We start from the raw sequence: 23,303 nt of genomic DNA, 5'->3' as shown, positions 1-23,303 counted from the left end.
GATGCGTAGGACGTTACGTCCGTAGCACGAGACTCTTCGTTATTTTGCGTATACTATTCGCCGAGTGCGGCGTTGATCTGCGCTAACTCTGCTTGATAGAATGCGAGTTCATTTTCAAATTGTACTAACTGAGTATTCGCTTCGTCTAAAGAAGCCTGCCACTGCGGTATAGTTGTCGAGTTTGGATTTTCTTTTATAAAGGTCTCCCACACCTTTATTCGAAGTTCTTTGTGATTAGCGATTTGTTGTGCTTTCTTTTCAATCTCAGCGACCACTTCATCGCGCTTCGTACTCAACTCACTGGAAACGCTCACGTCACGACTAGGTAAGACCCCTCCTACTACCACGTCACCCATAATGATCTTTTTCCCCTCCACGGTTAGTATCGCACCCGTCGCCTCAGATACCGCGCGAACTGGAGCGTATGCTGTTCCGTTTATAATAATGGCGTCAGCTACTTTTTTTCCGCCTTTTTCAACCGTAAATATCCCTTGTACTTTTTGTCCTATTAGACCCACTGAGTCCGCAAATGCAGAAGCGCCCGTAAATAATAGCGCTCCGACAATTATTCCAGAAATAAACTTTTTTATGATAGCAACCTCCTTTTGGTATATTTACCCTATCATACCATTACGTTAGGCTACTGAATAGGTTCCGCCTCCACTATTCGCGTTGGCAGGGTTCCCATGATTATGAGAAGGCAACGTTACAGAATGTGAATGAGATAGGCTGGCTTTTGTAGCGATTGCGTTCCAAAGAGCATCGATTTCTCCCTGCAACGTTGTCCCGTTATCTATTCGAAGCTTAGACCATGAACTCAACCGTACACTACCGCTCGGCTGCAAATCAATGTTAGTTCCCGCTAAAGTAAGGTTTCCGTATGCACTCAACGCAAGCCCGACGCTAGGCGAGTTATATATCGTAGACTCGTTACCATTCGCTAAGAAACGGATCTTACTAACTCCGCCATCATACGCGGGGATAAGTATCCCATCGTTAGGCCCTGCGTAAATGCCGAACGCCACGCTTGTCGGATCGATCACTACGCGTGGATATACGGAGTCTGACGTTTGTATCTTAGCGCCAGTCACCGTACCGCCTGTAATAGTCGACGCGCTTATATGTCCGCTAAAGTTACCGTCAACCGCGCTCATGATTCCGCCACTCGTTACGGTAAACATTCCGTTACCAACGTTAATCGACGAACCGACGATCGCGCCATTCGTAAAGTTGGACGATAGAATATTTGCAGAGTTAGCAGTCAGCTTATTGAGCACGACGTTGCCCGCCATATCTAAACGGAAAGGCGCGCTGCCGAAATCCGCATGGCCGGCGCTAATACCGTTCGTATTAATCTTAACGATATCATTTCCGCTACCAATTACGAGGCTGACGAAGCTACCAAGTTGACCGCTGATTACTTCCGCGTTGATGTAGCCCGCTGTAATCGCAGTCCGTGCAGTTGCACCGCCGTCCGTGGTGATGATGATCCCGTTCGAAGTAAGGATAACTTGGTCGTTTGCATCTACACGGCTCTGCAGTACGATTCCTCGCGTATCATATTTAATCTCCGTTTTCGATTCGTTAATCTCAATGACCGCAAGCCGCGCGAACTCCTCGAATACTTCCGCTCTGATTCGCCCGCCACTAAATACGTTCTCTATCGCGCGCCGTCCCGCCTCCAAGTCCGCGAGTATTTGCGTATAGTCACGTTTCATTACGTTCGCAACCGTTAATTGCGTATGTTTGTCGGGCGCATACGGATACTCCGTCATTTCCGTAATTCGCGCTGTGATGCCCGTTAAGCCGAGCGCTGGATCTACGAGCGTTACCGTATCGCCGAGGCCGGGACGCGCTTCTTGCTTATCGATCTTAAATAAATCCGCAGTGCTAACGGATACTTCAAGCGCAGGCACTTCACGTTCGGCTAAGCGCAATCTCGCGGCAGCTACGAGTTTAAGCGGATCGGTTACGTCTTGCTCCGTTAACAAGTCGTCGTAAAACGGAACGCTATCCGAAGCCCACGCGTCAGCATACGGAGATACGAGGTAATTGACGCGTAAAATACCGTCAATGATCGCGCCAGGTATCACGCTAAGTCGCGCCTGTTCCTCCGCAGTTAATATCGACGCAGGCTGGCCGATCCAAGTCCGCGAATCTTTCATTTCCGCATATAGTCGCGTACACAATGACGATGCACTGTCGGTAAAAGATGCCGCGATAAGATTGCGCGTTACTTGAATCCGATAGTCTGACGCGGGATTGCCGATCTTCTTGCGCAGATGAAGCGTAAAGTTATCCGGCTCAACCTCCGCGCCGTACAGGTTTATTACTGCGTTGAGCGCTTCGAGACAGTTGCCGCCGCCGAACGCTTTAACGTCCGCGAGATCGAACGTATCCTCGACCGCAATAGAAAAGCGCCCACCGGTTGCCGCCGAGATGAGCGCTGTTAATTGCGTGATATGGATTCCGTAGCCCTCTTTAATATAGGAAGCGTACGGGAATTTATAATCCGCCAGTTTAAACATGACGTGCGAACACGATATCTGCGCGGTCAACTTACGGTCCTCACGTGATCGTTCGCGCTTGTTAATTACGTAGTATTGACCGCGCTCGTCCATTACGTGACCTTTCAGCGGCAACTTATCGCGGAAATCATCGGACGTCATCGGAACGGTGAAAGTCAGCGTATAATCTGCGTTAATCCGCCGCGTTCGTGTGATATCGTATGCGTCGCGTAGGATGCCGATGCGTTTGCGGAAACGGTCGTACGATTGTAGTGCGTTAGTCAAATGTGCGCCTCCTTTAATATAAGTAACGGTCGCGATGCGTAATGCGCGTTAGGATTTCGCGAGCACCTTCGTTATCCGCGTAGGTGACTTCATTAAGTCCGAGTCCGAGTTCGAAGAAATCTCCGTCGAGTAAGTGGATCGCGTTAACTCCGTTCAGCGTAATCGTCTGCTTCTTAACGTCGATGACGAGTTTATCGCCGGGGTTGAAACCGCCAGTAAACGCGAGCTTGTCGACATGCATATAGCGGACTTTTGCGTTAAATTGCGTAGCTGACCGGATGCCAGCCGTGTGTAGGCGTTCGCGGATCATTGACGTGAGTAACTCCGTAGCCGATTCGAATACTGCGGCGGACGGTATGTCGCGCGTTGGGGCTCCGTTAAATTCCGTCACTGCGTCAAATACGATGCCGACCGCGAAGTCTGCGTTTAAACGTGCAGATACGCCCGTTTCGGATGCAATCGTAACGTTAAAGAACGTTTGGATAACGTAAGGGCGATTAAAGGGCGCTCGATTGAATGCGCCGAGAAACGACATAGGCGTGCGTCTCCTTTCTAACGTAAATAATTGCTACGCAAAAATAGCCCTCGCTTGTGGTGGCGAGGGCTTGCGTGTGTGAGTGCGTATTAGTGCGCAGTATGGTCCGAATGTTCAATAATTAATTCTGCCTTCGGCCTCTATAGAAGTACTTCGACTTTCTATACTCACTTCGACATTACTGTCTAGAGTTAAATTAATGACTATTACATTAGTTACACTATTTAATAACAACTTTTCATCCACTGATTTAGGCTTTATCGCTACGTTTATTCCACTACCAATAGCAACAGACGGGTACATATACCCGTCACAATTGGGGATATCATAAAAATTCTTAGCTAACATATTAGATATTCTATATAAGTATTCAGTACCACTTCCAACCTCTTTGGTAAATTCTGTGTGTAAAAATTGTTCAATAATTTTATCATTAATTATACCTTGTTCATTAAGCATACCACCAAGGACTCCATCATTCATTCCAATAGATGTAGCTTGGATAATATGGTCTTTTTTTACTTCATATTCAAAAAGCGCAAACGAATCACCTGTTGCTGCCTTACTTTCATAGAATGGTGTTGCTTGATCGAAAGAAGTATACAACATTGGTTCACCAATATCATTTAATCGTTGCATCTCTGTCACATATTTCGGATCAGGATACCATGCATCTAATTTACTTTCAAACAGCATACCAGCTCTTTTTCTACGAACCCTAAACAACTTTGTTCCCATGTTTATATTTCGGGAACAAATATTCAAGATAGGTAATGTTGTTAAAGTTAAATCAAATAAATCGCTTTGGCTAATTCTTTTAAGATCTACTTTCTTGTATTTCTCTAATCGCTGGAGTAATTCTAAGGTGTTCATACTGTTCAAAGGATTATCTGAAAAGGGAGCAAAATTGGACATAGTTCTACCTCTTTTTAAAGATAGATTACCATAATGTACAATTTTTAGCGAAAACTTATTTTATAATAAAGACATTGTTATACTCTTCGTACTCAATTTTCTCAATAGGTTTAAAGTTAGGGGTCCCATCAAAAGATACTTCACTTAATCCAATGTAAGAATCATCAGGTAATTGATTTATTAATTCTAACAATATTTCCTTTTTCATAATTACTCTCTCCTTTAAATAAATCTTACCCTTAAAATCTTTTTATTGAAAGTAACCAACAATGTAAAAAAGTGCTTTTAACACTGTTTATTCTGTTTGTGAATTAATCCGGTTGATTACCTTCAAAAACAGGTGATGCATCAGCATTCTCTGGTAACCCCAGCAAATAGTCATAACCTTGGTTTTTGTCAGCTCCTGCCCCTGATCCATAAGAGATTGGATATGTCACTGTAATTTGATCGAGATATCCTTCACCATCAATGAATGATTGTCGAGATGTATATATATTTAAACTTGCACTACAAAGACCGTCTGCACCGGTAGTTGTATCAATACGATGATATGCATGCGGCACGTCCAAACCTCGGTATTGAATTGTTTTTGTAAATCCCACATTAACACCCCCTAATTAATCCGCACCCAGTCTGCGTTTATGTTTACACCTATACAAGCCAAGTCGAACCGTTCCAGGAAATCGCTTTTGCTATCGTCGTATCAAAATAGATGTATCCAGAATCTCCTGAAGAAAGCGTTGGTCGTTCAGCAGTTGTACCCCACCCTGATCCACATGCCATCCACGTTCCTGGTGTTCCTCCTGCGACACAAATCCAATGGCTTATATTCTTTGTTCGACTAGGCGTTAAATTGTTTACTCTTTTTCCCAAAATCCACGTACCAGTCGTTGGAGCTGACGTTCCGTTTCTGACAGCAGTTATTAACTCCCACGCTGACCAGTCGTTAGTAGCTATATTACCTTTACGAAAATACGTATCTGCAAGCGTAGTTGCATCGTTGTTAGCAGGGTAAAACCATTGAGTAATGAATTTTCTAAATCCACTAGTGATGGTGGCAACAGTCGTTACTAATGTTCCTTGCTTGGCTGTTGATGGTAGATTAGTATCCCCATTCACAAACGAAGATTCAGTGCCCAACGCAAAAGCATCAGGTAATTTTGTTGTGTCATACAAAGTTATAGAATACAATACTACAGGATCTTTTAGACTAGCTGCAAAAAAGTTCCCTAATCCGTTGAACTTGTTCTGTTGATCTATATTTGTACTCGCTATAAATGTGTGCGTTGATTCTTTTTGGATTGCAACACTCGTAAGCCCAGTCGGCGATACAAAGTCACAACCGACTATTCGTACACCTGATGTTGTCCCATTATTAAAATCTATACTGTATCCAACACAATCGTTGAAAACATTACGAATGATGTCTATTTTTTCAGCAGAGAAGATAGATAGCCCTTTACCATCACCTGTACCACATTTTTCAAACTTGTTATCTTCTATTTTTATAAGCATGCATTTATCTGTTGCCGCCAAATAGCCAGTAACAGCACCATTTTTCGCGTTTTCAAAGTCATTTTTACTAAGTGTTAAGTTTTTAATACCTGTCATAATATAAGGCCTTGAGGCTAAGTTTTTTGCTTTATTATTAATAACTTTAATATTTAAACCTAAACTTGACCCTTCAATAACAGATATCTGATGTTGACGAAAAGCGAAAGCGCTCTGAGTATCCGTTGTAGTGTCAATCGAATTACCTTCAATCGTGATGTTCTCAACAGGCGTATTTAGTTCAGTTTGTGAAAGAGGAATGTACATATTTATTACTCCCGTATTTCCACCTATATTTCTAAATTTACATTTATTTATATTGATATTCTTAATGATTGCCCAAGCGTACTCATTCGGCTCAATGTCAATTGCTCCCGGCATATTAGGTTGAGTACAGTTCCTAAATACACAGTTGTCTATATAAACGCCATCGCCGTCAAGTATACTAATGCCGTTTCGGTTTTGCTTAGATATTCCATCAAACACACACTCTTGAAAGTTAATATCTTCGTTATGGCGTTCTTCCCCATCTTCACCAGATCCTAAGTAGACCCCGTCTCCGCGGAATCCTATGAAACTGCAACGCTTAAAGCTGATGTCACTTACACCACTAAGCGATACCAAATGTATATGCTCTGAAAAGACTTTGGTAATTGCCTCGAATGCGACATAAGATATTGAGATATTGGTGATATTTTTGTTTACATCAGGACTACCACTATTAACTGAAAAAATTGTTTCGTCACTCAACAGCCGTACCTTACCTCTTGCATTTATAATTATATTGGATTTTAATACCCCCCCCGTTATAAAATAATCGCCCTGTGTTAGTTCAATCCTTCCACCATTTGCAACACTATTAACGGCGTTATTCCATGCCATTGTATCATTACCGCCCGATGGGCTAAGCGTCACTATATCCGCCAACTGCGCACTGTGCCCCGCCACATTCTCACGCAGCGCATCCGCATCGTACGCCGTAAAGTACCTCGCCACCCCTACCCCGATTCCCCACGCCTTCGCCACTGTCCCGCTAAATCCCCGCGTTACTCCCGTCAGCGTATTTCCGCTTTTACCTTCGTATCTCACCGTCTCCGCCGTCTCATCTACGCCAATCGTCGCAATATTCGGAGCGTCCGGTAGCTTCGACGCATCGAGCAACGTAATTGTCGTCTGAATATCCGTAATTGCTGCCGATAGTTCCGTCGCCGGACTGTTCGCGACCGCCGGAAACATTTCTTGTAGCGCCATCTATTCGTTCCCCTCTCCGCTATTACTGCGTAAATTTAACCGACGTACTTGATACCGCGAAACGTGGACGGTCGCCAACGAGTAATGTACGCGGATTATCGAGCGGTTTCGTCCACAATAGACTTCCGCCAGTCGCCGCCGTACGTAATCCGATATGCGTTACGAGTCCCCAATCCGCAGTAGCAACGGGGAATACGACTTCCGCGGTATTCGCTACGGTTTGCTGACCGCTAACGAGCGTCGGCGCTCCGAATGTAACCGCCTGCCGCGCGTATGAGCCTCCGCTTACTTCCGTGCCGGTATCCGCCGCTGTTGGGTCCGATTTATATAGCGCGATATATACGGTAGCCGGTCCAGTAAACGCCGTATTGCGTAAAGCCGCGTTAAGTAGCGCCGCGCTCAGATAGTTCGAAATTTGCATCGCCATTATTCATTCTCCTCCGTTTTTGGACAACGCAAAAAAGGCCCGGCATAATTGCCGAACCCTCCGCGTTTCCTTCGTTTAATCTTCGAGTGTATATTCGTTCGTTAGCGTAAATCCGTTAACCGTAGTCGACCCCGTATTCGCCATCGTAATAACTGGCCGCGCCCTTACATCCGCTTCCGATTCGATCGCCACCGCTTGCCATGACGTATCTATCGTATATTCCGTAAGCACTTCGCTGCCGGTCGGCCACGGATCATTCATGCGCAGGTTAACATCAATCAAACGCGATCCGGTCGCACCAAGCGCGAGCGTACCTGCGTAAGTCGCTACGTAATACTTGCCGGGCATATCCGCAAACTCTAGCGTAATCTCTCCGCGTTTAGCGTTAAACGTTCGCGCCAAGTACGCAAGTGTCCGGTGAAACTCTGCTGCCGACGACGTAATCTCGAACGTTAGTCCAATCGTACGTGGTCCGTATGAAGCGCCGAAATCAACGACGCCGTCCGTATTCGCGAGCTTGACCGTATTGTCTTCGGTTTCCGGCAAGACTGGCAAGTTACGTTCGTATAGCGCGGCTCCGTGCTCCGATAGCCATACGCCATTTACCGCTACGTCGTACGAAAAAGACGTAGTCATTACTCCTTCACCCCCATCGATTGAAGACGAGATAACGCGCGAGTCCGTTCGTCATAAAACGTAGCGATATCGGCTTTATCCGCGAGCGTTACTTCGTCTACGCCGAGGTCGATATTCTGCACAATATTCGTAACTGACGCGGGCGCTTGCGGTGACATGCGCGGGCTTGCGATCATATCGAATAGCGTCGCCTGCTGCTGCGGATTTAAGTACATCTCGCTCGCGTGCGCTATAACCGGAACAGCCGCGCCAGGTGCGCCCTTAACGATGCCCCCGTCCTTAAACGCCTGCAACGCGCCTGTATCCGCAGATACTCCGTATATCTTCCGTAGCTCCTCGTTACGTGCGTTAAGCCGCGCCATCTCCGCCGTATTGCCGCTCGCCTTCGCCGCTGTCCATGCGGTTTTATTCGCGTTATATTCTGCGAGATCCGCCGCCTTCTTCGACTCCGCATTAATCTGCGTAATCGACGCCATCTTCGCACGATATTGCGTCAGGAATCCGTCAAGCTCCGTTAGGATCGCAGTATTAGCCGAGCCACTTGCGCTAACACGATACGCCGCGATTCCGTCCTCTATCGACTTGATATCGCCTGAGTACGCATCAAATGCCGCCGTTAATGCGCTGTATTGCGCTTCGGCTGCGGTCTTCTCCGTTTCGTACGCTTTCGTTTGCGCATCCTTTTCGTCCTTGAGCGCGTCTTGCTGATCCGCGAGCGTGCGGTCGGTTAATTCGCGGTCGTGTTCGAGTTGCATGCGCGTAATCTCTTTAAGCAAAGCGTCACGTTCCGCAATTCCTTCCGGACCGACTGCGCTTGATAATTCCGCTAAGCGCGTTTGTTTCTCGGCTAATTGAGTCGCGTAATCCGCGTCAACATTGAGCTCTTTGTTGGCGTCACGTAAGCGCTGAATAGCGTCAATCCGCGCGTCATAATCATCGAGTGCCGCTTGCTTACGTTCTTCGATCGCTTTGAGCTCCGCATCCTTCGCGTCCTTAATCGCGGCTTTCTGCGTTTTAACGAGGTCGGTCGCGAGATCCTGCGTCAGCTTCGTTAGTGACTTGCGGAGATTGTAGAGTTGTTCGTCAGCCTGCGCATAATACTCCGAGTCCTTGGCGTAACGATCCCGTACGCGAGTCCATGCGTCGATCTTCATCTGCGCAATCTCTGTTTCCGATTTGCCTGCGTCAGACATCCGCCGTTCCTCTGCGCTGATCCACTTAGACGATGCGTTATATTGAGCGCGTGCTTCCGCTTCGGTTGCGGTGGCAACGTTCTTCCGCGATTGGCGGACTTGGTCATCTGCGGCGATATACTCCGCGCTGTCCTTAGCGTAACGGTTACGTAAACGCGTCCAGCTTGCGAGTTTCATTTCCGCGATCTTTAGCTCCGACTTGCTGCTGTCTTCCATCCGTTTCGACTCCGCATCAATCCACGTAACCGAAAAGTCATAGCGTGATTGGGCGCTGTCCTCCGATAATCGCTTGAGCTGTAATTGCAGCGTACGCGCATCGTCGATGGATTCTGCTAGGAACTTCGCGTGCTTCACCTTGAGCGCGTCATACTTTTTAATCTGCGCATCAGCCGTCATATCGTAAAAGTCCGCTTGAAACTGGACGGTTTTCATATCGGCATCATACGCTGCCTTACGCGCTTCGGCGGCGAGTTCTGCGGCTGTCTTACCCTTCGCTTTCTTTTCCTTCGCCGCTTTCGGGGCATCCTGCGGAATAATATCCTTCGTAAACGTCTGAGCTCCGGATTCAACTTCCGCCGCTAACTTCTCCATCTCGCGCGCTGCGTCCGAATATTTTTGCTGTTGCGCGAGCGCTAAGTCCCGTCCCTGCTTCGCTTCCTCCGCAACTTTATTCGTCAGGTAATCGTTGTATACGATATCCATAACTTTCGGCGTCTTACCGTTCATTTTCGCCTCACCTTGCGCTACAGACTCCTCAAATGTCGCCGCCTTTGCTCCGGACACTTTCGCCATAGCCTCGATCAGCAGCGTATAGTTCTTAATCTGCGTCTTGACCGATTCCTCTTGCGCCTTATTTTCCTTCGCGAAGTTACGAATACGCTGCGCAGCTTGGTCGGCGGCGAGATCCGTAAATTTCTTATCTGCAGCGATTTGATCGATAATCACGTCGATATTATCCGCACGGATACGTCCATCTTCGCCTTGGCGCGCGTTAAGCTCCGGATACTGTTCGATCAACTTTTCGGTTACGTCAACGAGGCGTCCTTTTTGCGTAGCGTCTAGCGTTTGAGAACCGGATAGTTCCTTAAACTGCGTCGCTAATGCGCTCATTTGTACGAGCGTTGCCTTCTTCGTTGCGAGTGCGGAATACTCCGCTTTATCCTGCGAGGATATCGAGTCTACGGAATACTTGAGCGCTTTGTTCATCTCTTCGAGTTTAGACGTTGCGGCTTCTACGCCGTCGAATCCAAGCGACCGCAATCTTTCGTCTACCTCCGCGAGCGCTTTGTTAATTTCCTTAGCCTCGGAACTGAATAAGACGGCCGGTGCCCCTTCACCGAGTGATTGGCTCGCTTGTATATCGGATATACGTCGCTCTATTGCCGCACGCTCATTAAGGGCCTCCGTAAGGTCCTTCGTTTTGGCTGTGAGCGTTTCGATATCTGCGGCCGATTGGTCGACTGGCGCTTTATCGAGTAGCGCGTTAAGTTCCTTTTGCGCCTTCATCATGTCCTGCGTGGCTCTTGCGTCTTCCCCGCGCTTAGCAACGAGTGCGCCAATTCCGCCGGCCAAAGCCGCGATAGCTACGATTGCAATTCCGATTGGTCCGGACGAGATGCCTAACAATTTAGACGCCGCAGCGATAGCCTCGATTGCTATAGGTATTGTCTTCATGACAGTTGCCAGCCCCGTCAATACGACGATAAATCCGAGTACGCCACCCGTTGCGGTAGCTAGCCCAGATACGAGCGCTTTGTTCTCCGACACAAAATCCGCAAGTCCGATTATTACAGGAGTCAAAGCCTCAAGCGTCTTCTGTACGACCGGCGTAAACGACTCTCCGAGTGCGACGCGCGCTTCATTCGTAGCCTGAGCGAAACGGTTCTGCGTACCGGTAAATCCCTGCATTGCTTCGTCCGCGTTCCCTGTAAAGATCGCACCCTCACGCATAAATCCGTAGTACGCCGCTTGAATCTTTTCAGCGTCCGTTAATCTGCCAGCTGTTGTTCCGATTGATTCCGCGTATTCCTTTTGCATTACGGAGAGATTCTTCGTTACGCCGACCGCGTCAGATAGTACGGAGTTACCGTTCTTGATACCGTCGAGGGACGCTTGGATAGCGCCGCCCATCGTATAAAAAGATTGGCGGTTATATGCGGCTGAGTCCGCGAGCGAGTTAATAAGCTTCGTAGACTCTCCGAGATCAAGTCCGGTAGACATCGCAGTCTTAAACGCTAGCACCGATTCAGTAAGCGTTAAAAAACCGCGCTTGGCTAAATCCTGCGCGGCTTGTTGTGCGTCTCCCGTTTGGATACCGAAGCCTTTCGCAACGGCGTTGAGTCCCTGGAACGCGTTATATAATTTCGTACTCTCCGCGACGACCGACTGCATCTCGCGTACAAGTTTCGTTAAAGCAGCGCCAGCACCGAGTCCGGCAAGCGCGGAGCCTAAGTTCCGCATACCGTCCGCGCCGCGCCTACTTTGATCTTCGAGATCCTGTATCCGACGTCGCGCCTCGTCAATATTTCGCCTAAACTCCGCGATGTCGAGTATGATCCGCGCTTGAATTTCACCTACGTTAGTACCGCCCGTACTCATCTTAGCGCCCTCCTAACTGCATCCGCGATAAACTGTTTATATATCCGTTCATTCGTACGGAGTGGTCGCGATAAGAACTTCGGACGCGTACCTGGCGTTGTCGGGTTCTTATACTCGCCCATTTCGTGTACACGTAGCGCATAATTAAAGCGCGCACCAGAGGAGCCCGTTTCCGTTGCGGAATAAAACACTTCTCCGTATATCCGTCCGTCCCTATTTACGACTTCCTTACCGGCCGTCATCCGCAAAGTACCGGTATCTAACGGAGCCTCATTACGCGATGCCGCGAGTAGGTGGTCAGTAGCGTCATGTAATCCGATAGTCGCTCCGTCGAGTACTCGCGTTTTCTGACGCTCTAAAAACTGACGTAGCGCCGCCGTTTCCATACGAAAATCCATACGTCCGTCACACCCTCCCCGCGCTCATCTGATCTTTCAGTAGTTTAAATCCGGTCTCATCAAATACCGGCTTGCTCTGCGTTGCGATTCCGGCTTCACGTTGTAGCCCCGTCGTAAACTTGCGGTAGTCCTCTACGTTAGTCGTGTGCGACATGACGTTAACGTTCAGCGCGTCTAATGTTTCGCCAGCCTTGCGCCGCTTGTCCGCATCCAACACGTCGAGTAAATCCATAACGTAATAACCGCGCTCGAACTCGACCTGTGTTTTACCGAGGCGCACGGCTGCGTCGATGAAAAACTCATCTATCGTTACTCGGCGCTCGCTTCCGCTGTTCCCGTTTGCAGGTTCGCTAGTTGCAGAGCGCCTTGCACGTTTTTTAAGAGACCCCCGAAGTTATTAACGCGCGCAACGGCGGTAAAATACGCCATCAATTCATCAGGCGCTACGTTCTCTTTAATCCATTGCGTTTCGAATCCGGTAAGAACACTAACCACCTGTACGATGTCCTCAAGTGCGTGCTCGAGGATCGCGAATAAGTACGCTGTGCGACTTCCTTCCGGAGCTGTAATAACGCCCATAACCAATTCCGGTAGCGTGTTAATAACTCCGGTCAATTGAATCCATCCGTCGATTGGTATTTTGCGTACCTTCACCGTTCTGTCTCCGAGTTGGATTACGTTTGGGTCAATTACGATCTCTTCTGGCGCGGTAGTTTCCGCTTTATCTGAACGCTTAAAAATAGGCATTATATTCGCTCCTTATAAAGAAATAGAGGCGCAATTAAGCGCCCCTTTCAACGTAACTGTTCGATTAAACTGCAGTAATAAGATCGTCGCCGAGAATAAGGACTACGCCATCTTCGTCCGGAGTTGACCGGAGAGTAACGTTCGTGATGCGTTCATTTTCGTTGTTATACGAGTAAGAAATATCCGTCTCACTGTATGCTAGTGGTAGTGTTGTCCAGAAATCCGGATCGTTTTTGTGCGCGAGAGGTTTAATAACTGCGATCTTGGCGGTGCTAAGTAGGCTTAATCCTACTCCGGTCTTGATTAACACCTTAGAGCCGCCCGTACCTGTAACGATCTCCGCACCCGTCATAATCTTCGGGACAATGTCAATTTGATACTCAGCAAACGGGATTTGAACGCTGACATTACGCCCCGTTATGCGCTTATCTACGACTGTTTCGCCCGTCTGATCTGTCTTTTGCTCGCGGTATGTTGTTTCCGTATTGAGCACAACGCCTCCAATCGTAGTTTCAAACGTAATCTTGTCAGCGCCCGTACCGTACTCAACGATAGCCGGTCCTATTTCGATTTTTTTGAAATCTTGAGCCATTCGTTATTTCCCCCTTATTTTGGATGTACTAAAAAGAGCCGCCCGATAACGGACAGCCCCGCATTTATAGCGATGTTGTTAGCGTAAAGTTAATAGAATATAGCGATCGGTTATTCGCGTCAGGCCCAAGATACCACGGCGCCGACTGATCCGCCAGGCACTTAACAACGCGCGTAGTCCCGATCGTAAACTCCGCCTTACCGTGCAGCGCTTCGAATAATACGTTTGCCTTCGCTTCGGCATCCGCCGACTTCTTCGCGCGAATGATAACTTGAAACGACGGATACGCTACGGACGACCACTCTTTCGGAGGCGGTCCGCCTGTTATTCGCACGTACGCACAATCATCCGGATTATCCGCAATAAAGTCGTTGCCGACTACGGTGATCCCCGGCATTGCCGCGCGCACCGCTGCGGTTAAACCCGTCAAAGTTAGCGCCATTACACGTCCACCTCCGTTATTAGCGGCTTCCCGTTGAGCGCCCGTTTAACGCTGATTGCGATTGGCGTGTACGTTGTCTCCGCTAATAGTTCGTTGGTGTACATTAGGCGATCGTTGAGCGATATTTCCGCAAGCTTATCGAAGTAAAACGTGCCGACGCTGACGACTTCCGCACCGTGCTGATTGCGTACGAGTTTAACCGCCTCTTGAAAGCGGCATTTCTGCGTATAAGGGACACCGTAAGACGGTTCGTTATAATCCGGATCATATCCGGTGAACGGCGTAATTGTGACGGTCTGTCTCAGCGGTATCAGCGCCATTACATCGTCACCCACTTCGCGGTTTTACGTCCGAGTTTAACGCCACCATTCTCCGCGCTAATAAGTTCGAGCGCGATGTCCGGTATCCATGCGTCGAGGCCCGTTTTCGCCCAATCTTTAAACGTAAAATTTGCGACGCCCGTTAATCCGAAGCTCGCTACGCCTTGTTGCTGCAGCGCGTTCGTATCGTTAAACGCGATCGCGAGTTCGTTCGCATATTCGTATACAGCCGCGTCCGGTATCGTATATTGAGCGTATTTGTTCGTCAGCGTCCGTCCTGCCACGTTAACTATCCGTAGTTTTTTGGCGTCGTCTGCTGATTCCCAATCCTCAATGCTGATGCAATTAGAGTTAATATAGATCGTTGCTTCTTCAACCGATACCATCAACAAGCCTCCTTCTCTCCGAGCATACTGCTGCCAAGATACTCATCCCTGAACGTGGGTAACTCAGACCACCCAACGTCGAATCCATACTCCCTATGGAACCTCTCGTGTATATCCTTTCTTAAGGCAACTCCTTGGTGCAGATCATTCAAACGTCGGAACTCTATCATCAAGGACTCGATCTCATCCGCAGAATAGTCTCCTATGGTTTTGTGCGGGGATAGTCCTAAGTTATTTAGAGCCTCATCTCGGATCTTATAATAAGGAGTAACATGGTGGATGTTGATCGGACTTTTATTGTCTCCTGTTATCCAACAAGAACCATTCGGCCCATATATAGCCTGTTCTTTCCAGGAGGACACCTTTGGTCGGAGGAACCCGTTAATACACGATTTACCTCCCTGCCACCGAGCGTTACCACTGCCGGTCTGTCTTAGCGCCGCGCAGTAGGGGCAGCCATATCCAGTTAACAAATTATTCAAGTTAATCTTATTGCTCGCGTCAGGGTGTTTCCGGCAGCGGTATCGGAGGGGTTGCTTATTGTTCTTGTACACTGTTTCTAAAAGCGTGTAGTCCCGTTTTTCGAACTCCTCAATAACCTCGTGCAGTTTCCACGGACCCTTACCAACACAGTAAGGACAACCAGAACCGTTGTTTACTAATGACGCATAACTTATTTGCAAATCGCGGTCAGGGTGGTCTGGGCAACGGTATTTTAAAGGGGTGATGCTATTCTTGTATTCAGTTTCCAGCAAGAGATATCCACGGGCCTCAAACGCATGGCTCACCTCTGCCATTGTCTTTTTCCGCACACGTAACCACCTCCCGTTATTTTGCGGAGGTATTCGCAGCCTTTCGCGGTTTAGGCGCTGGCTTAACGGGTTCCTCCGGTACTTGTTCCGTTACTTCGTCCGCTGCTCGAACAACATCGTTAATCGCGTCGAGTACGGCCATTGTTGCGGGATCGTCCGTATGATAGAGCCCGCCAGCGAACCGGTGAAACTCCGTCCCTACGTAAAACCCAAGCGCCTTATAGCGCGTTGATTCGTACGTTGTCATCGTCTACCTCCGTAAAAGTAAGACGCGTAACATTACGCTGCGCGCCCGTTAGTTTCCGTTATCTTACGACAAGCCGCGCAGACGTCCGTGAGCTTTTTCCTGTTCGAGCATCAACGTGTATTCACCTACGATTTGGCCTTTCATCGAGTCGCCTTGCAGACCGAGGTATGTGTGACTGAACTCGCGGGTTGCTAACGGGTGGATTTTAACTCGATTAGCGTCCACAAGGAACAATTCATCCGAGGCAAGATTTTGGTTAAGAGCGACCTCAAACTGACCGAAATCAGTTACAACGAAATCAACCACCTGCCCACGAACATTCTCACCACGGGTCAGTGTGATTTTATTAGAGTCTGTACCGGACAAAGCAATCTTCTGCTTCGCGGCTACCATGACTTTGTAATTCCCACCGTTGGCGAAACCTCCCGCATCATAGACGGTCTGAGCTAGCGTATTAATTGCCCCCAGGGTCAACGCACCGCCTACGTTGGTAACGTTAGTGTTGATAAACTGACGAATACCCTTCATTTGGCGAACCTGGCCGTTTTCATATGAAATACCGTTAATCGCAGCTTTCTCCAATTGGAGCGCAAGTTCAAGCTGTTTCTTCTGCTTCTCATATTCGTACAGGTTGTTTACACCGTGTTGTGCGGTGGCCTGTGCTGTCCCGGAAAGATCAACAGTATCAGTGAAGATTTGCGTAAGATTGGACTTACGTACGCGAGCCTTGAAACGAGCTGCGCGAGCGTCTGCACCTTCTACACCTTCGTCGAAAAGGAATTCGACTTTTGCGCCAGACGCGATCGCAGCAGCAGTAGTAGAAGCATAGCCGCGCGTAACGGTCAGCGTTTTAGTGCCGGTATCAATCGCAGACACATACAGCAGCTCATCGACGATCTTGGCTACGGACCCGACGCGAAATGGCGTTACGTCGGCGACTACGACTGCGGTTGCACCTACAAGCGCTGCCGCTGTTGTCGCGGTTTCATCCGGGAACATCTCGTCTTCGTACCAAATGTGTTCGACCGCATTGATTGGATCGGCGAATCCCAGCAAGTTCAAGAGTGGAGTTTGATGCGGATTGAGTAACAGAATCTCGTCTGCTACGGACTCCCTTTTTCCAACTAGAGAAGAGTTATAAATTTTAGCCATTAGTTGTTTTCCCCCTGTGATTGTGTGCTACGGATAAATCCGCGCAATAAAATAAGCCGCCAATTGCTCGCGACTTTGATTACTTATTCAGTTCGTCCTTAAGCGCTGAATACGCCATGCGGTCTTCTATCCGGCCGGTTTTGCGAGCCTTCTCCGCAGCGTCCTTAAGCATTTGTTCTTTCGTTCTATCCGGAGGGTCTGCCTTACCTCCACTAGCACCGCCGATCGGTTTCGGCTGCGTCTTTTCAATGAGATAAGCATTAGCGCTGACCAACGCTTCAACCGCTTCCTTCACGCCAACCGCGTTCCCTTCGCCATCCAACGTAACAGACGTCAAATCCGCTAGTTTTAGCGCTGCTGCCAGGCGGTCAGTAGGTATATTAGCCTCACGCGCCAGCGATCTAAATTCCGCGTCAATCAACCGTTGATTTGCAGTAGTAAGCGCCTTGTCTCGATCAGCCTCCGCCTGTTCCAGCGCGGTCAGCTTCGTTTTGATATCGTCGTAATCTTCGCGGCCTTTACGGTCCCTTGCAAGACGATCGGCAACAATGCGGTCTAGATCCGCCTGCGTGAACGTCTTATCGGGCGTTGGGTCCGGTGTTGGGTTCGGATCGGGATCGGCGTCGCCTTCCGCAAAATGCTGCAGATTAATCGGATATCGTGAGCGTTTACTTTCGTTTTCCATCGTTTGTCCTCCGTCCGTTTTGAGCCCGTCGGCTATCGTATGTCTGACGCAGGTTGCGTCAGTAACCGTAAAGTTTATCGCGTCAATTCACGTCTGGACGCGGAGCCTTATTGCTCCTATTAAGCTGCGAGTAGTTCCGGTGCTTGCGCTGTGATTGCGCATTCCGGAATTGATTTGCGGATGAGTTCGATAGCTTCAATACAAGGTCGTGATCTACGGTTGCGGTCATAATATCCGCGTACGTAGTTCGTGAATATTGCGAACTTACGATCGAGGCGAAGAGATCTGGACGTATCTGCGTACATAAAAAAGCACCAACGTAATGCGTCGGCGTTTGATTTAGTAGTCAACGTATATAAAGGACTTTTGCGGCCAGACTGTCCGATCGGATGCTCTTTAAGTGTCGTATTTACTCCTCTTTTTAAGAGCTCCCCCTGCATATCTTCGAAGAAACTCTTTGTCGCTCCGCAGATTAGAAGCTGAAGGTCGTTCCACTGTTTCCCGTGCTTCATGTTCCCGTCGCCCTCAAATACTCCTCGCGTAAAGTCCCAAAACAATGAGTCGGGAATGTCGGGTTTCGACGTATTAAACGTCTTATTACTTCTAGCCATTCCGTGTGCGAACAAGTCCTCGGCCATACCTTTCCGACAGATGCGCAGATAGGCAAACTCTCTACCGTCTTCGTGCGTCCCCTGCGTGACTGGTCCGCTGAATCTCATAGCTTTCTTAATCTTCTCAAGCACGTCCGTATCGTGAGCTTTAAGCATTAACCGTATCTGCCCCGTCAACTCCTGCACGGAGCCATCTGTGACTAACCAACCGTATACCCATGCACTTTCTCTAGTCCATGTTTTAAAGAAATCCTCATTTACACTATGGATTTTTCTAATTACGTCTTTCAATCTACCAAACCCCTTCGGTTCGATTCCTTGAAAGAAAGCCGCGCAGAGCGTCAAGGTCACGCCTTTTCGGTGATCGGCCTATCGCGGCAGAAGAAAAACCGCCTTATTCAGCGGCCAGTAATTTCGGATCTCGTATCGCGGTTACAACATGGGCACAACAAGGATGGAAAATTTCATTACGCGGAAGGTCGCCAATATATCGGTAATTACCAGGCGCATCCGGCGTTAGCTTTACGATCATTCCTTCGTATCCGCGGCATTTATCAACCGCGTTATGCTTCGATATGACTCCGTAATAAGCGCCGCGCCCTACCGCTTCGTTTATCGTAGACTCACGCTGTGTCGACACCATTTTCGTGCGCGTCAGCATCTTAACGTACGATTCCGGAGCCCAGCGCCGTCCCGCACTATCCACTATTCCGGTATCAACCGCACTACCTAGCGTTTTCTTCATCCGCGTCAGGATATCGGCGTTAAGCGTACGATTACCGTTAATGCCGCGCGTTAAATTCGCACGCATCGAATCGGCAGTCGCTTGGCGGATCACTAACTTAACGCGGCGGTCAACGTTCTGCGTAACGGCGAGTAAATCCGCCTGTGTATCCGCAACAGCCGACGCAACAAACTCGCGATTAATTCGGTTAAACTTAACGATCTCCTCTGCGTCTTCCAGCGTATCTGCCGCACCAAGCGCTACAATGGTCCGCGCGATACCATCCGTCGCTGCCTTCGGAATGTAGCGCTCTACCCAGGCGGCAGATTCATCATTGAGGGAACGCAAAATAGCCGCAACCTCGGCGAGTGCGGCGCGTGAATTGGCGCGAGACATTGCGGTTAAATTTAAGCGGGAGAGCTCGGTGCTTATCGAGAGCATCGCGTTTTTATATACGCGGACAAGAATCTCGATATCATAGTCGTAGACAGGATCCGGAATCGCGACCATTACGCAACACCTGCGTTAAATATCGTTGATTCTACCGTGCCAGTAGTGCGTTCCTCGTCTGCATCAATCCGCGTGATAATCTCTGAGGCCATTGCGTCGTCTACACCGTCGAGCGTCTTCACAGCGTCGTGAACGGATTGCGTAGGCTTGCCGCCGGTACGGATACTCGCGACTTCGGCCGCCTCTTTTTCATCAATCGGAAGTCCGTCTCTCCACACGATACGCGGGTATACTGGTTCGTACGGCTCCCATGCCTCAATATCACGATTCGCGAAGTTTTCGAGCTGCATCGCAGTCCATATCGCGTCTCGTAAAGCACGGTCTACGTGTGCGCGTATACGGCTAACTTTGGCTAGGATAGGCATAAAGCGCGCTTTAATTGCGCCGCTGTCCGTATGTGACGTACCCGTTCCGCCTTTATCGGAGGCGAGTGTTGTTCCGAATAACCATTGCGGAGTTTCCGACATTTGATACACGAGACCGAGCAATATATCTAGCTCCGTAAACGCGGAGGTTAGCTGTCCCTCCCACGTCATATATCCGGGAGTTGCGTCTTCCTTTGCAACGGGAATATAACGTCCTCCGGAACGTAGAGTGTCCGTAGTACCTTCTCCGTCGTCTCCGATATCTTCTGGACCGTACATCCATGGATCGCTGTGCTTCCAAAGGATATAATCAATCTGCGCCAGGCGTTCGTTAATCGCACTCAGTACGCTTTCCAGCTTCTCAACCCCGTTGATCCCTTCCCAACGGTCATCGACGCTCTTGTACGGAATGTGGCGCACCAATAATTCCGGTGTCCCCGTTTCTACAACGTCGACCTCTCGGCCGGTCGTTACTTGTTCGCCGATAAGATACGTAGAAATCGGCACGCCCCATTCGCTGTTAACGCCAGCTTCTGTCAGTTCATAGCGTTCATATACGATGTAGCCGGGGATATAGCGTTCGACTACGAGATATGGTACGTACGACTCCGCCTTACCGTACAGCCAACGCACAACCTTGCCGCCAGGTTCTTCGACCCAATCTATCCAAGCTACGTTAATAGCGCTGAACTTCTTGCGAGAGCCGCGTGATAATTCCGGAAATACAATGTTCGCCGGTACTGCTTCGATAATCGGTTCGAGGCGTGCCTCTGGCGCAGTTAATCCTAGTTTTTCCGTCTCGGTAACGTCGGCACGCGAGGCAAAGTACGTCTTGAGAAACGAGTCGCCGCGATAGCCGCCTCCGATAGTGAGTTCATGCGCGGTTAACGTGAGGTCGTTTTCTTCGACGATCGAGTCAAGGCGCTCCTGTTCGCGTGATCCCGGACCCTTGCCGCTTTCGTACGTCGGAGGCTCTCCGGTCAACAAATCCGCTGGCTTCGTGAGCAATATATCCATCAAGTTAACCGCGATGAATAGCGTTTTAAGCTGCGCGGCATGTGGCGTATCTTTTAGTAATGACGATGCGCGATCATATATTTCTGGATGGCGTCCGTCGAATATCGTGCGTCCCCGTTTATAACGTGCGAGTCGCGGTATATGCGATGGTGGCGGGTATATTTCACCGGGAGCGAATAATTTCGTAGTCACCGAACCCCTCCTTTCTGTTAGTAAAACCATGCACTCTAATGTGCTATACTAAGGTGGAAAATAACTACAATGGGAGGTTAGCTATGGGTCTATCAGATGATATTCGTCAAGCAGATGAGGAAAAAACTCTTCTATTCATCGAAAATAAAAAACGAGAGGAACAGGTTGCACAAGCAAAGACTAGTGTGTTCTCTGTTTTCAAAAAAGTACTTAGTAACATAGAAACAGACGGAATAGTCATTGGTTCTAGTACTATCACAAATATGGGAGCAGTGATTTATATCAATGACACCAAGATCGAGGTATCCTTTTCCCCTGTATATAAAGCAATAGAGCTTGAACCTTACGCTAACATTGTTGAGGAACTGGAAAATATCGTACTTAAAAATTATCGTATTGCGTTAGGGCTTCCCTTTTAAGCCCACTTCGGCTTGTTCCGAACCTTCTTCCACCCGGTTTTCGCAATACTAACCGCCATCTCAAGCGCGTCCGGTAAGTCATCGTGGCTTCCGGACGGGTACATCTCGAATTGCTCCAACATTAACGCATGTCTCCGTGAAAACTGTATCTCCCCGCTCTCTATCGCAGGCATCATCGCCTCAATACGTAAGCCTTTCCGCGAACGCTGATATATCTCTTTCACGCGAGTATGCGCCGGATATCCCGCAGCCTTAAGCGCCGCTTTTAGTTGCGTAACGAAAAACTCTTGCGCTGCTTGCGCTTCGGCTGCGATTGCGTTCGGTTGGTATTTCAGCGCCATCTCAACGATTACACGCAAAAAAGCGTCCGGCTTGATCCGCTCACCGAACGCGTCGATAACGTATTTTGTTCCAGACTTCTTCTCGCGGGCGATAACGACGATCGCACTGTAGTCACCCCGCGTTTTGCCCATCGCGAAGTCAACGCCCATGTAGACGTCAAACTCCGAATACAGACGGCCAGGCTGAGCGAATGCCCTCGCTATCTCCCCGCTATCCCAATACGTGAACGCCTCCGGATTAAATATCATCGACTCTTCATCAATCGGATTGTTCATATACTCCGTGTTGAACGCCTTACTACCGTTGTCCCATTTCCACGTCATTAGCTTCCAAATTGGCTGTGCTTCCGGCCATAATACGACGCAGCCGCGATCCATCTCCTCGCGGTTCATATCGTATAAGGCGCGTGCTTCTTTAACGCGTTCTTCCTTCGACCTATCCGGATCTTTATATACGAGTCGGCACGCTTCCCATAAGTCCATGCGCTCAGGCCATTCGATAACCGCGCGATAGACTCGCGATTTAAAGTCTGACCGATTGTACAATACGTCAACGAGTAGCGCTTCATGATGGACCGTTGTTCCCATATATACGAAGGCTGTACGTTTTCCTTTAGGTCCGCCGAGTGGCATTACTGTCTGGGAAAACCAATCCTTCATTTTTCTACGCAGTTCCGGCGTGGCGGCGTTTGACTTAATATCTTCGAGGTCATCGCAAATGATGAGGTCCGGGCGCTTTTGGTTCCAGTTACGTCCACGTATTGCCTGACCGGTTGAAGCCGCTTCTACTTTCGCAAGCATACGTTTCGTACCGTCTTCGCGCGGTTCCCATGCGATAAATTCAGACGAGTTATCCTTTGGATTCTCTTGCTGTTTCGCGCTCAATAGCGATCCGAAGTCCTTGCGGAGCTTTTCGTTACTCTTGAGCTGTAGCGATATCCAATCGAGGTTAGCGCTCGAAACTGCCGGCGTCTCCGATATCGTAATTACATACCGCCGCTTACGGTAACAAATCTCGCGCAACGGAAACGCCTTTGATAAATACGTTGATTTACCGTGAGAACGAGGCGCTGCTTCCGCCACCTTATCATTTATATGGACATTTGATACGTCGTCCATTAACCCACATATCTCGCGGTGAAAATCGGGCGCTTCCGATACATCTGTAATGTCGAAGTCTTCCCAATTTCCGTCATTACCGGGATTACGTGATTCCGAGAAATATTCGATGCAAAATTCGAGTAAGTCCGTTTCGCAACGCTGTATACGCGATAATCGTTCATATTCGCTCACTGCACGATCAATCTCCGGAGCCTCCGCCTCAGTGACACTACCCCAATCGAAGTCAGCACGCCTGACAGCTTCGTATATCTCGCGGTAAGGAGACAGTATCTCCGCACGCGCTTCTCGTGTGACCCATTTACCTTCAATCCATGCGATCTATA

26 protein-coding genes are annotated in these 23,303 nt (G+C 48.9%); 1 reads left to right on the top strand and 25 read right to left on the bottom strand.

The window, feature by feature from the left end:
• Positions 1-53 precede the first annotated feature (53 nt).
• The 24 genes from MKX41_RS02415 to MKX41_RS02300 form a co-directional block, all read right to left on the bottom strand.
• Positions 54-518 carry a hypothetical protein gene (locus tag MKX41_RS02415; RefSeq protein ID WP_340968481.1) on the bottom strand — a complete coding sequence of 155 codons (465 nt, stop codon included), beginning with the start codon at positions 516-518 and terminating at the stop codon, positions 54-56.
• 117 nt (positions 519-635) lie between these two features.
• The gene (locus MKX41_RS02410) at positions 636-2,792 is read right to left on the bottom strand and encodes a phage tail protein (RefSeq protein WP_340968480.1); all 2,157 of its coding nucleotides are present in this window, start codon (positions 2,790-2,792) and stop codon (positions 636-638) included.
• A gap of 13 nt (positions 2,793-2,805) precedes the next feature.
• Complete coding sequence (locus MKX41_RS02405; RefSeq protein ID WP_340968478.1) at positions 2,806-3,327, bottom strand: phage distal tail protein; 522 nt, start codon at positions 3,325-3,327, stop codon at positions 2,806-2,808.
• 114 nt (positions 3,328-3,441) lie between these two features.
• Positions 3,442-4,242 (bottom strand): hypothetical protein, encoded by an 801-nt coding sequence (locus tag MKX41_RS02400; RefSeq protein WP_340968475.1) that lies wholly within the window; start codon positions 4,240-4,242, stop codon positions 3,442-3,444.
• 55 nt (positions 4,243-4,297) lie between these two features.
• Positions 4,298-4,450, bottom strand: coding sequence for a hypothetical protein (locus tag MKX41_RS02395; protein WP_340968473.1), 153 nt, complete (start codon positions 4,448-4,450; stop codon positions 4,298-4,300).
• Positions 4,451-4,553: 103 nt separating this feature from the next.
• Entirely contained in the window at positions 4,554-4,844 is a 291-nt protein-coding gene (locus MKX41_RS02390) for a hypothetical protein (RefSeq protein WP_340968471.1), read from the bottom strand.
• A gap of 49 nt (positions 4,845-4,893) precedes the next feature.
• The gene (locus tag MKX41_RS02385) at positions 4,894-7,044 is read right to left on the bottom strand and encodes a right-handed parallel beta-helix repeat-containing protein (protein ID WP_340968469.1); all 2,151 of its coding nucleotides are present in this window, start codon (positions 7,042-7,044) and stop codon (positions 4,894-4,896) included.
• 22 nt (positions 7,045-7,066) lie between these two features.
• On the bottom strand, positions 7,067-7,471 hold the full coding sequence (locus MKX41_RS02380) for a phage tail fiber protein (RefSeq protein WP_076297448.1): 405 nt from the start codon (positions 7,469-7,471) through the stop codon (positions 7,067-7,069).
• Between the two features lie 75 nt (positions 7,472-7,546).
• Positions 7,547-8,107, bottom strand: coding sequence for a phage tail domain-containing protein (locus MKX41_RS02375; protein WP_340968468.1), 561 nt, complete (start codon positions 8,105-8,107; stop codon positions 7,547-7,549).
• Positions 8,107-11,898, bottom strand: coding sequence for a hypothetical protein (locus MKX41_RS02370; RefSeq protein WP_340968467.1), 3,792 nt, complete (start codon positions 11,896-11,898; stop codon positions 8,107-8,109). The genes MKX41_RS02375 and MKX41_RS02370 overlap by 1 nt, the downstream gene beginning before the upstream one ends.
• Positions 11,895-12,296 (bottom strand): hypothetical protein, encoded by a 402-nt coding sequence (locus MKX41_RS02365; RefSeq protein ID WP_076315832.1) that lies wholly within the window; start codon positions 12,294-12,296, stop codon positions 11,895-11,897. Before MKX41_RS02365 ends, MKX41_RS02370 begins: the two co-directional genes overlap by 4 nt.
• A 7-nt stretch (positions 12,297-12,303) precedes the next feature.
• On the bottom strand, positions 12,304-12,528 hold the full coding sequence (locus tag MKX41_RS02360) for a hypothetical protein (RefSeq protein WP_340968465.1): 225 nt from the start codon (positions 12,526-12,528) through the stop codon (positions 12,304-12,306).
• 77 nt (positions 12,529-12,605) lie between these two features.
• Positions 12,606-13,043, bottom strand: a complete 438-nt coding sequence (locus MKX41_RS02355) for a hypothetical protein (protein WP_340968464.1) — start codon at positions 13,041-13,043, stop codon at positions 12,606-12,608.
• Between the two features lie 64 nt (positions 13,044-13,107).
• A complete protein-coding gene (locus MKX41_RS02350; protein WP_076105275.1) occupies positions 13,108-13,635 on the bottom strand; it encodes a hypothetical protein in 528 nt (175 codons plus the stop codon).
• Between the two features lie 64 nt (positions 13,636-13,699).
• On the bottom strand, positions 13,700-14,077 hold the full coding sequence (locus tag MKX41_RS02345) for a minor capsid protein (protein ID WP_340968463.1): 378 nt from the start codon (positions 14,075-14,077) through the stop codon (positions 13,700-13,702).
• Positions 14,077-14,397: a hypothetical protein gene (locus MKX41_RS02340; RefSeq protein WP_340968460.1), complete on the bottom strand. Its 321-nt coding sequence runs from the start codon at positions 14,395-14,397 to the stop codon at positions 14,077-14,079. The genes MKX41_RS02345 and MKX41_RS02340 overlap by 1 nt, the downstream gene beginning before the upstream one ends.
• The gene (locus tag MKX41_RS02335) at positions 14,397-14,783 is read right to left on the bottom strand and encodes a hypothetical protein (protein WP_340974798.1); all 387 of its coding nucleotides are present in this window, start codon (positions 14,781-14,783) and stop codon (positions 14,397-14,399) included. The genes MKX41_RS02340 and MKX41_RS02335 overlap by 1 nt, the downstream gene beginning before the upstream one ends.
• A complete protein-coding gene (locus MKX41_RS02330; RefSeq protein ID WP_340968458.1) occupies positions 14,783-15,595 on the bottom strand; it encodes a hypothetical protein in 813 nt (270 codons plus the stop codon). Before MKX41_RS02330 ends, MKX41_RS02335 begins: the two co-directional genes overlap by 1 nt.
• A gap of 16 nt (positions 15,596-15,611) precedes the next feature.
• Entirely contained in the window at positions 15,612-15,842 is a 231-nt protein-coding gene (locus MKX41_RS02325) for a hypothetical protein (RefSeq protein WP_340968456.1), read from the bottom strand.
• A gap of 63 nt (positions 15,843-15,905) precedes the next feature.
• Positions 15,906-16,994: an SU10 major capsid protein gene (locus tag MKX41_RS02320; RefSeq protein WP_340968454.1), complete on the bottom strand. Its 1,089-nt coding sequence runs from the start codon at positions 16,992-16,994 to the stop codon at positions 15,906-15,908.
• Positions 16,995-17,073: 79 nt separating this feature from the next.
• Positions 17,074-17,679, bottom strand: coding sequence for a phage scaffolding protein (locus tag MKX41_RS02315; protein WP_340968452.1), 606 nt, complete (start codon positions 17,677-17,679; stop codon positions 17,074-17,076).
• 119 nt (positions 17,680-17,798) lie between these two features.
• Positions 17,799-18,581 carry a hypothetical protein gene (locus MKX41_RS02310; RefSeq protein WP_340968449.1) on the bottom strand — a complete coding sequence of 261 codons (783 nt, stop codon included), beginning with the start codon at positions 18,579-18,581 and terminating at the stop codon, positions 17,799-17,801.
• Between the two features lie 103 nt (positions 18,582-18,684).
• A complete protein-coding gene (locus MKX41_RS02305; protein ID WP_340968447.1) occupies positions 18,685-19,410 on the bottom strand; it encodes a phage minor capsid protein in 726 nt (241 codons plus the stop codon).
• 113 nt (positions 19,411-19,523) lie between these two features.
• Positions 19,524-20,522, bottom strand: a complete 999-nt coding sequence (locus MKX41_RS02300; RefSeq protein WP_340968444.1) for a portal protein — start codon at positions 20,520-20,522, stop codon at positions 19,524-19,526.
• 659 nt (positions 20,523-21,181) lie between these two features.
• Between MKX41_RS02300 and MKX41_RS02295 the strand changes: the two genes are divergently transcribed.
• Positions 21,182-21,517, top strand: a complete 336-nt coding sequence (locus MKX41_RS02295) for a hypothetical protein (protein WP_340968443.1) — start codon at positions 21,182-21,184, stop codon at positions 21,515-21,517.
• On the opposite strand, the gene terL is transcribed toward MKX41_RS02295, so the two are convergent.
• Positions 21,514-23,151: a phage terminase large subunit gene (gene terL, locus MKX41_RS02290; RefSeq protein WP_340968442.1), complete on the bottom strand. Its 1,638-nt coding sequence runs from the start codon at positions 23,149-23,151 to the stop codon at positions 21,514-21,516. The genes MKX41_RS02295 and terL overlap by 4 nt on opposite strands.
• Between the last annotated feature and the right edge of the window lie 152 nt (positions 23,152-23,303).

This window comes from Paenibacillus sp. FSL R5-0475 (assembly GCF_038004585.1).
Taxonomy (GTDB): Bacteria; Bacillota; Bacilli; order Paenibacillales; family Paenibacillaceae; genus Paenibacillus_AQ.
The sequence above is the reverse complement of the archived record's forward strand: the minus strand, read 5'-3'. Positions and strand labels throughout refer to the sequence as shown.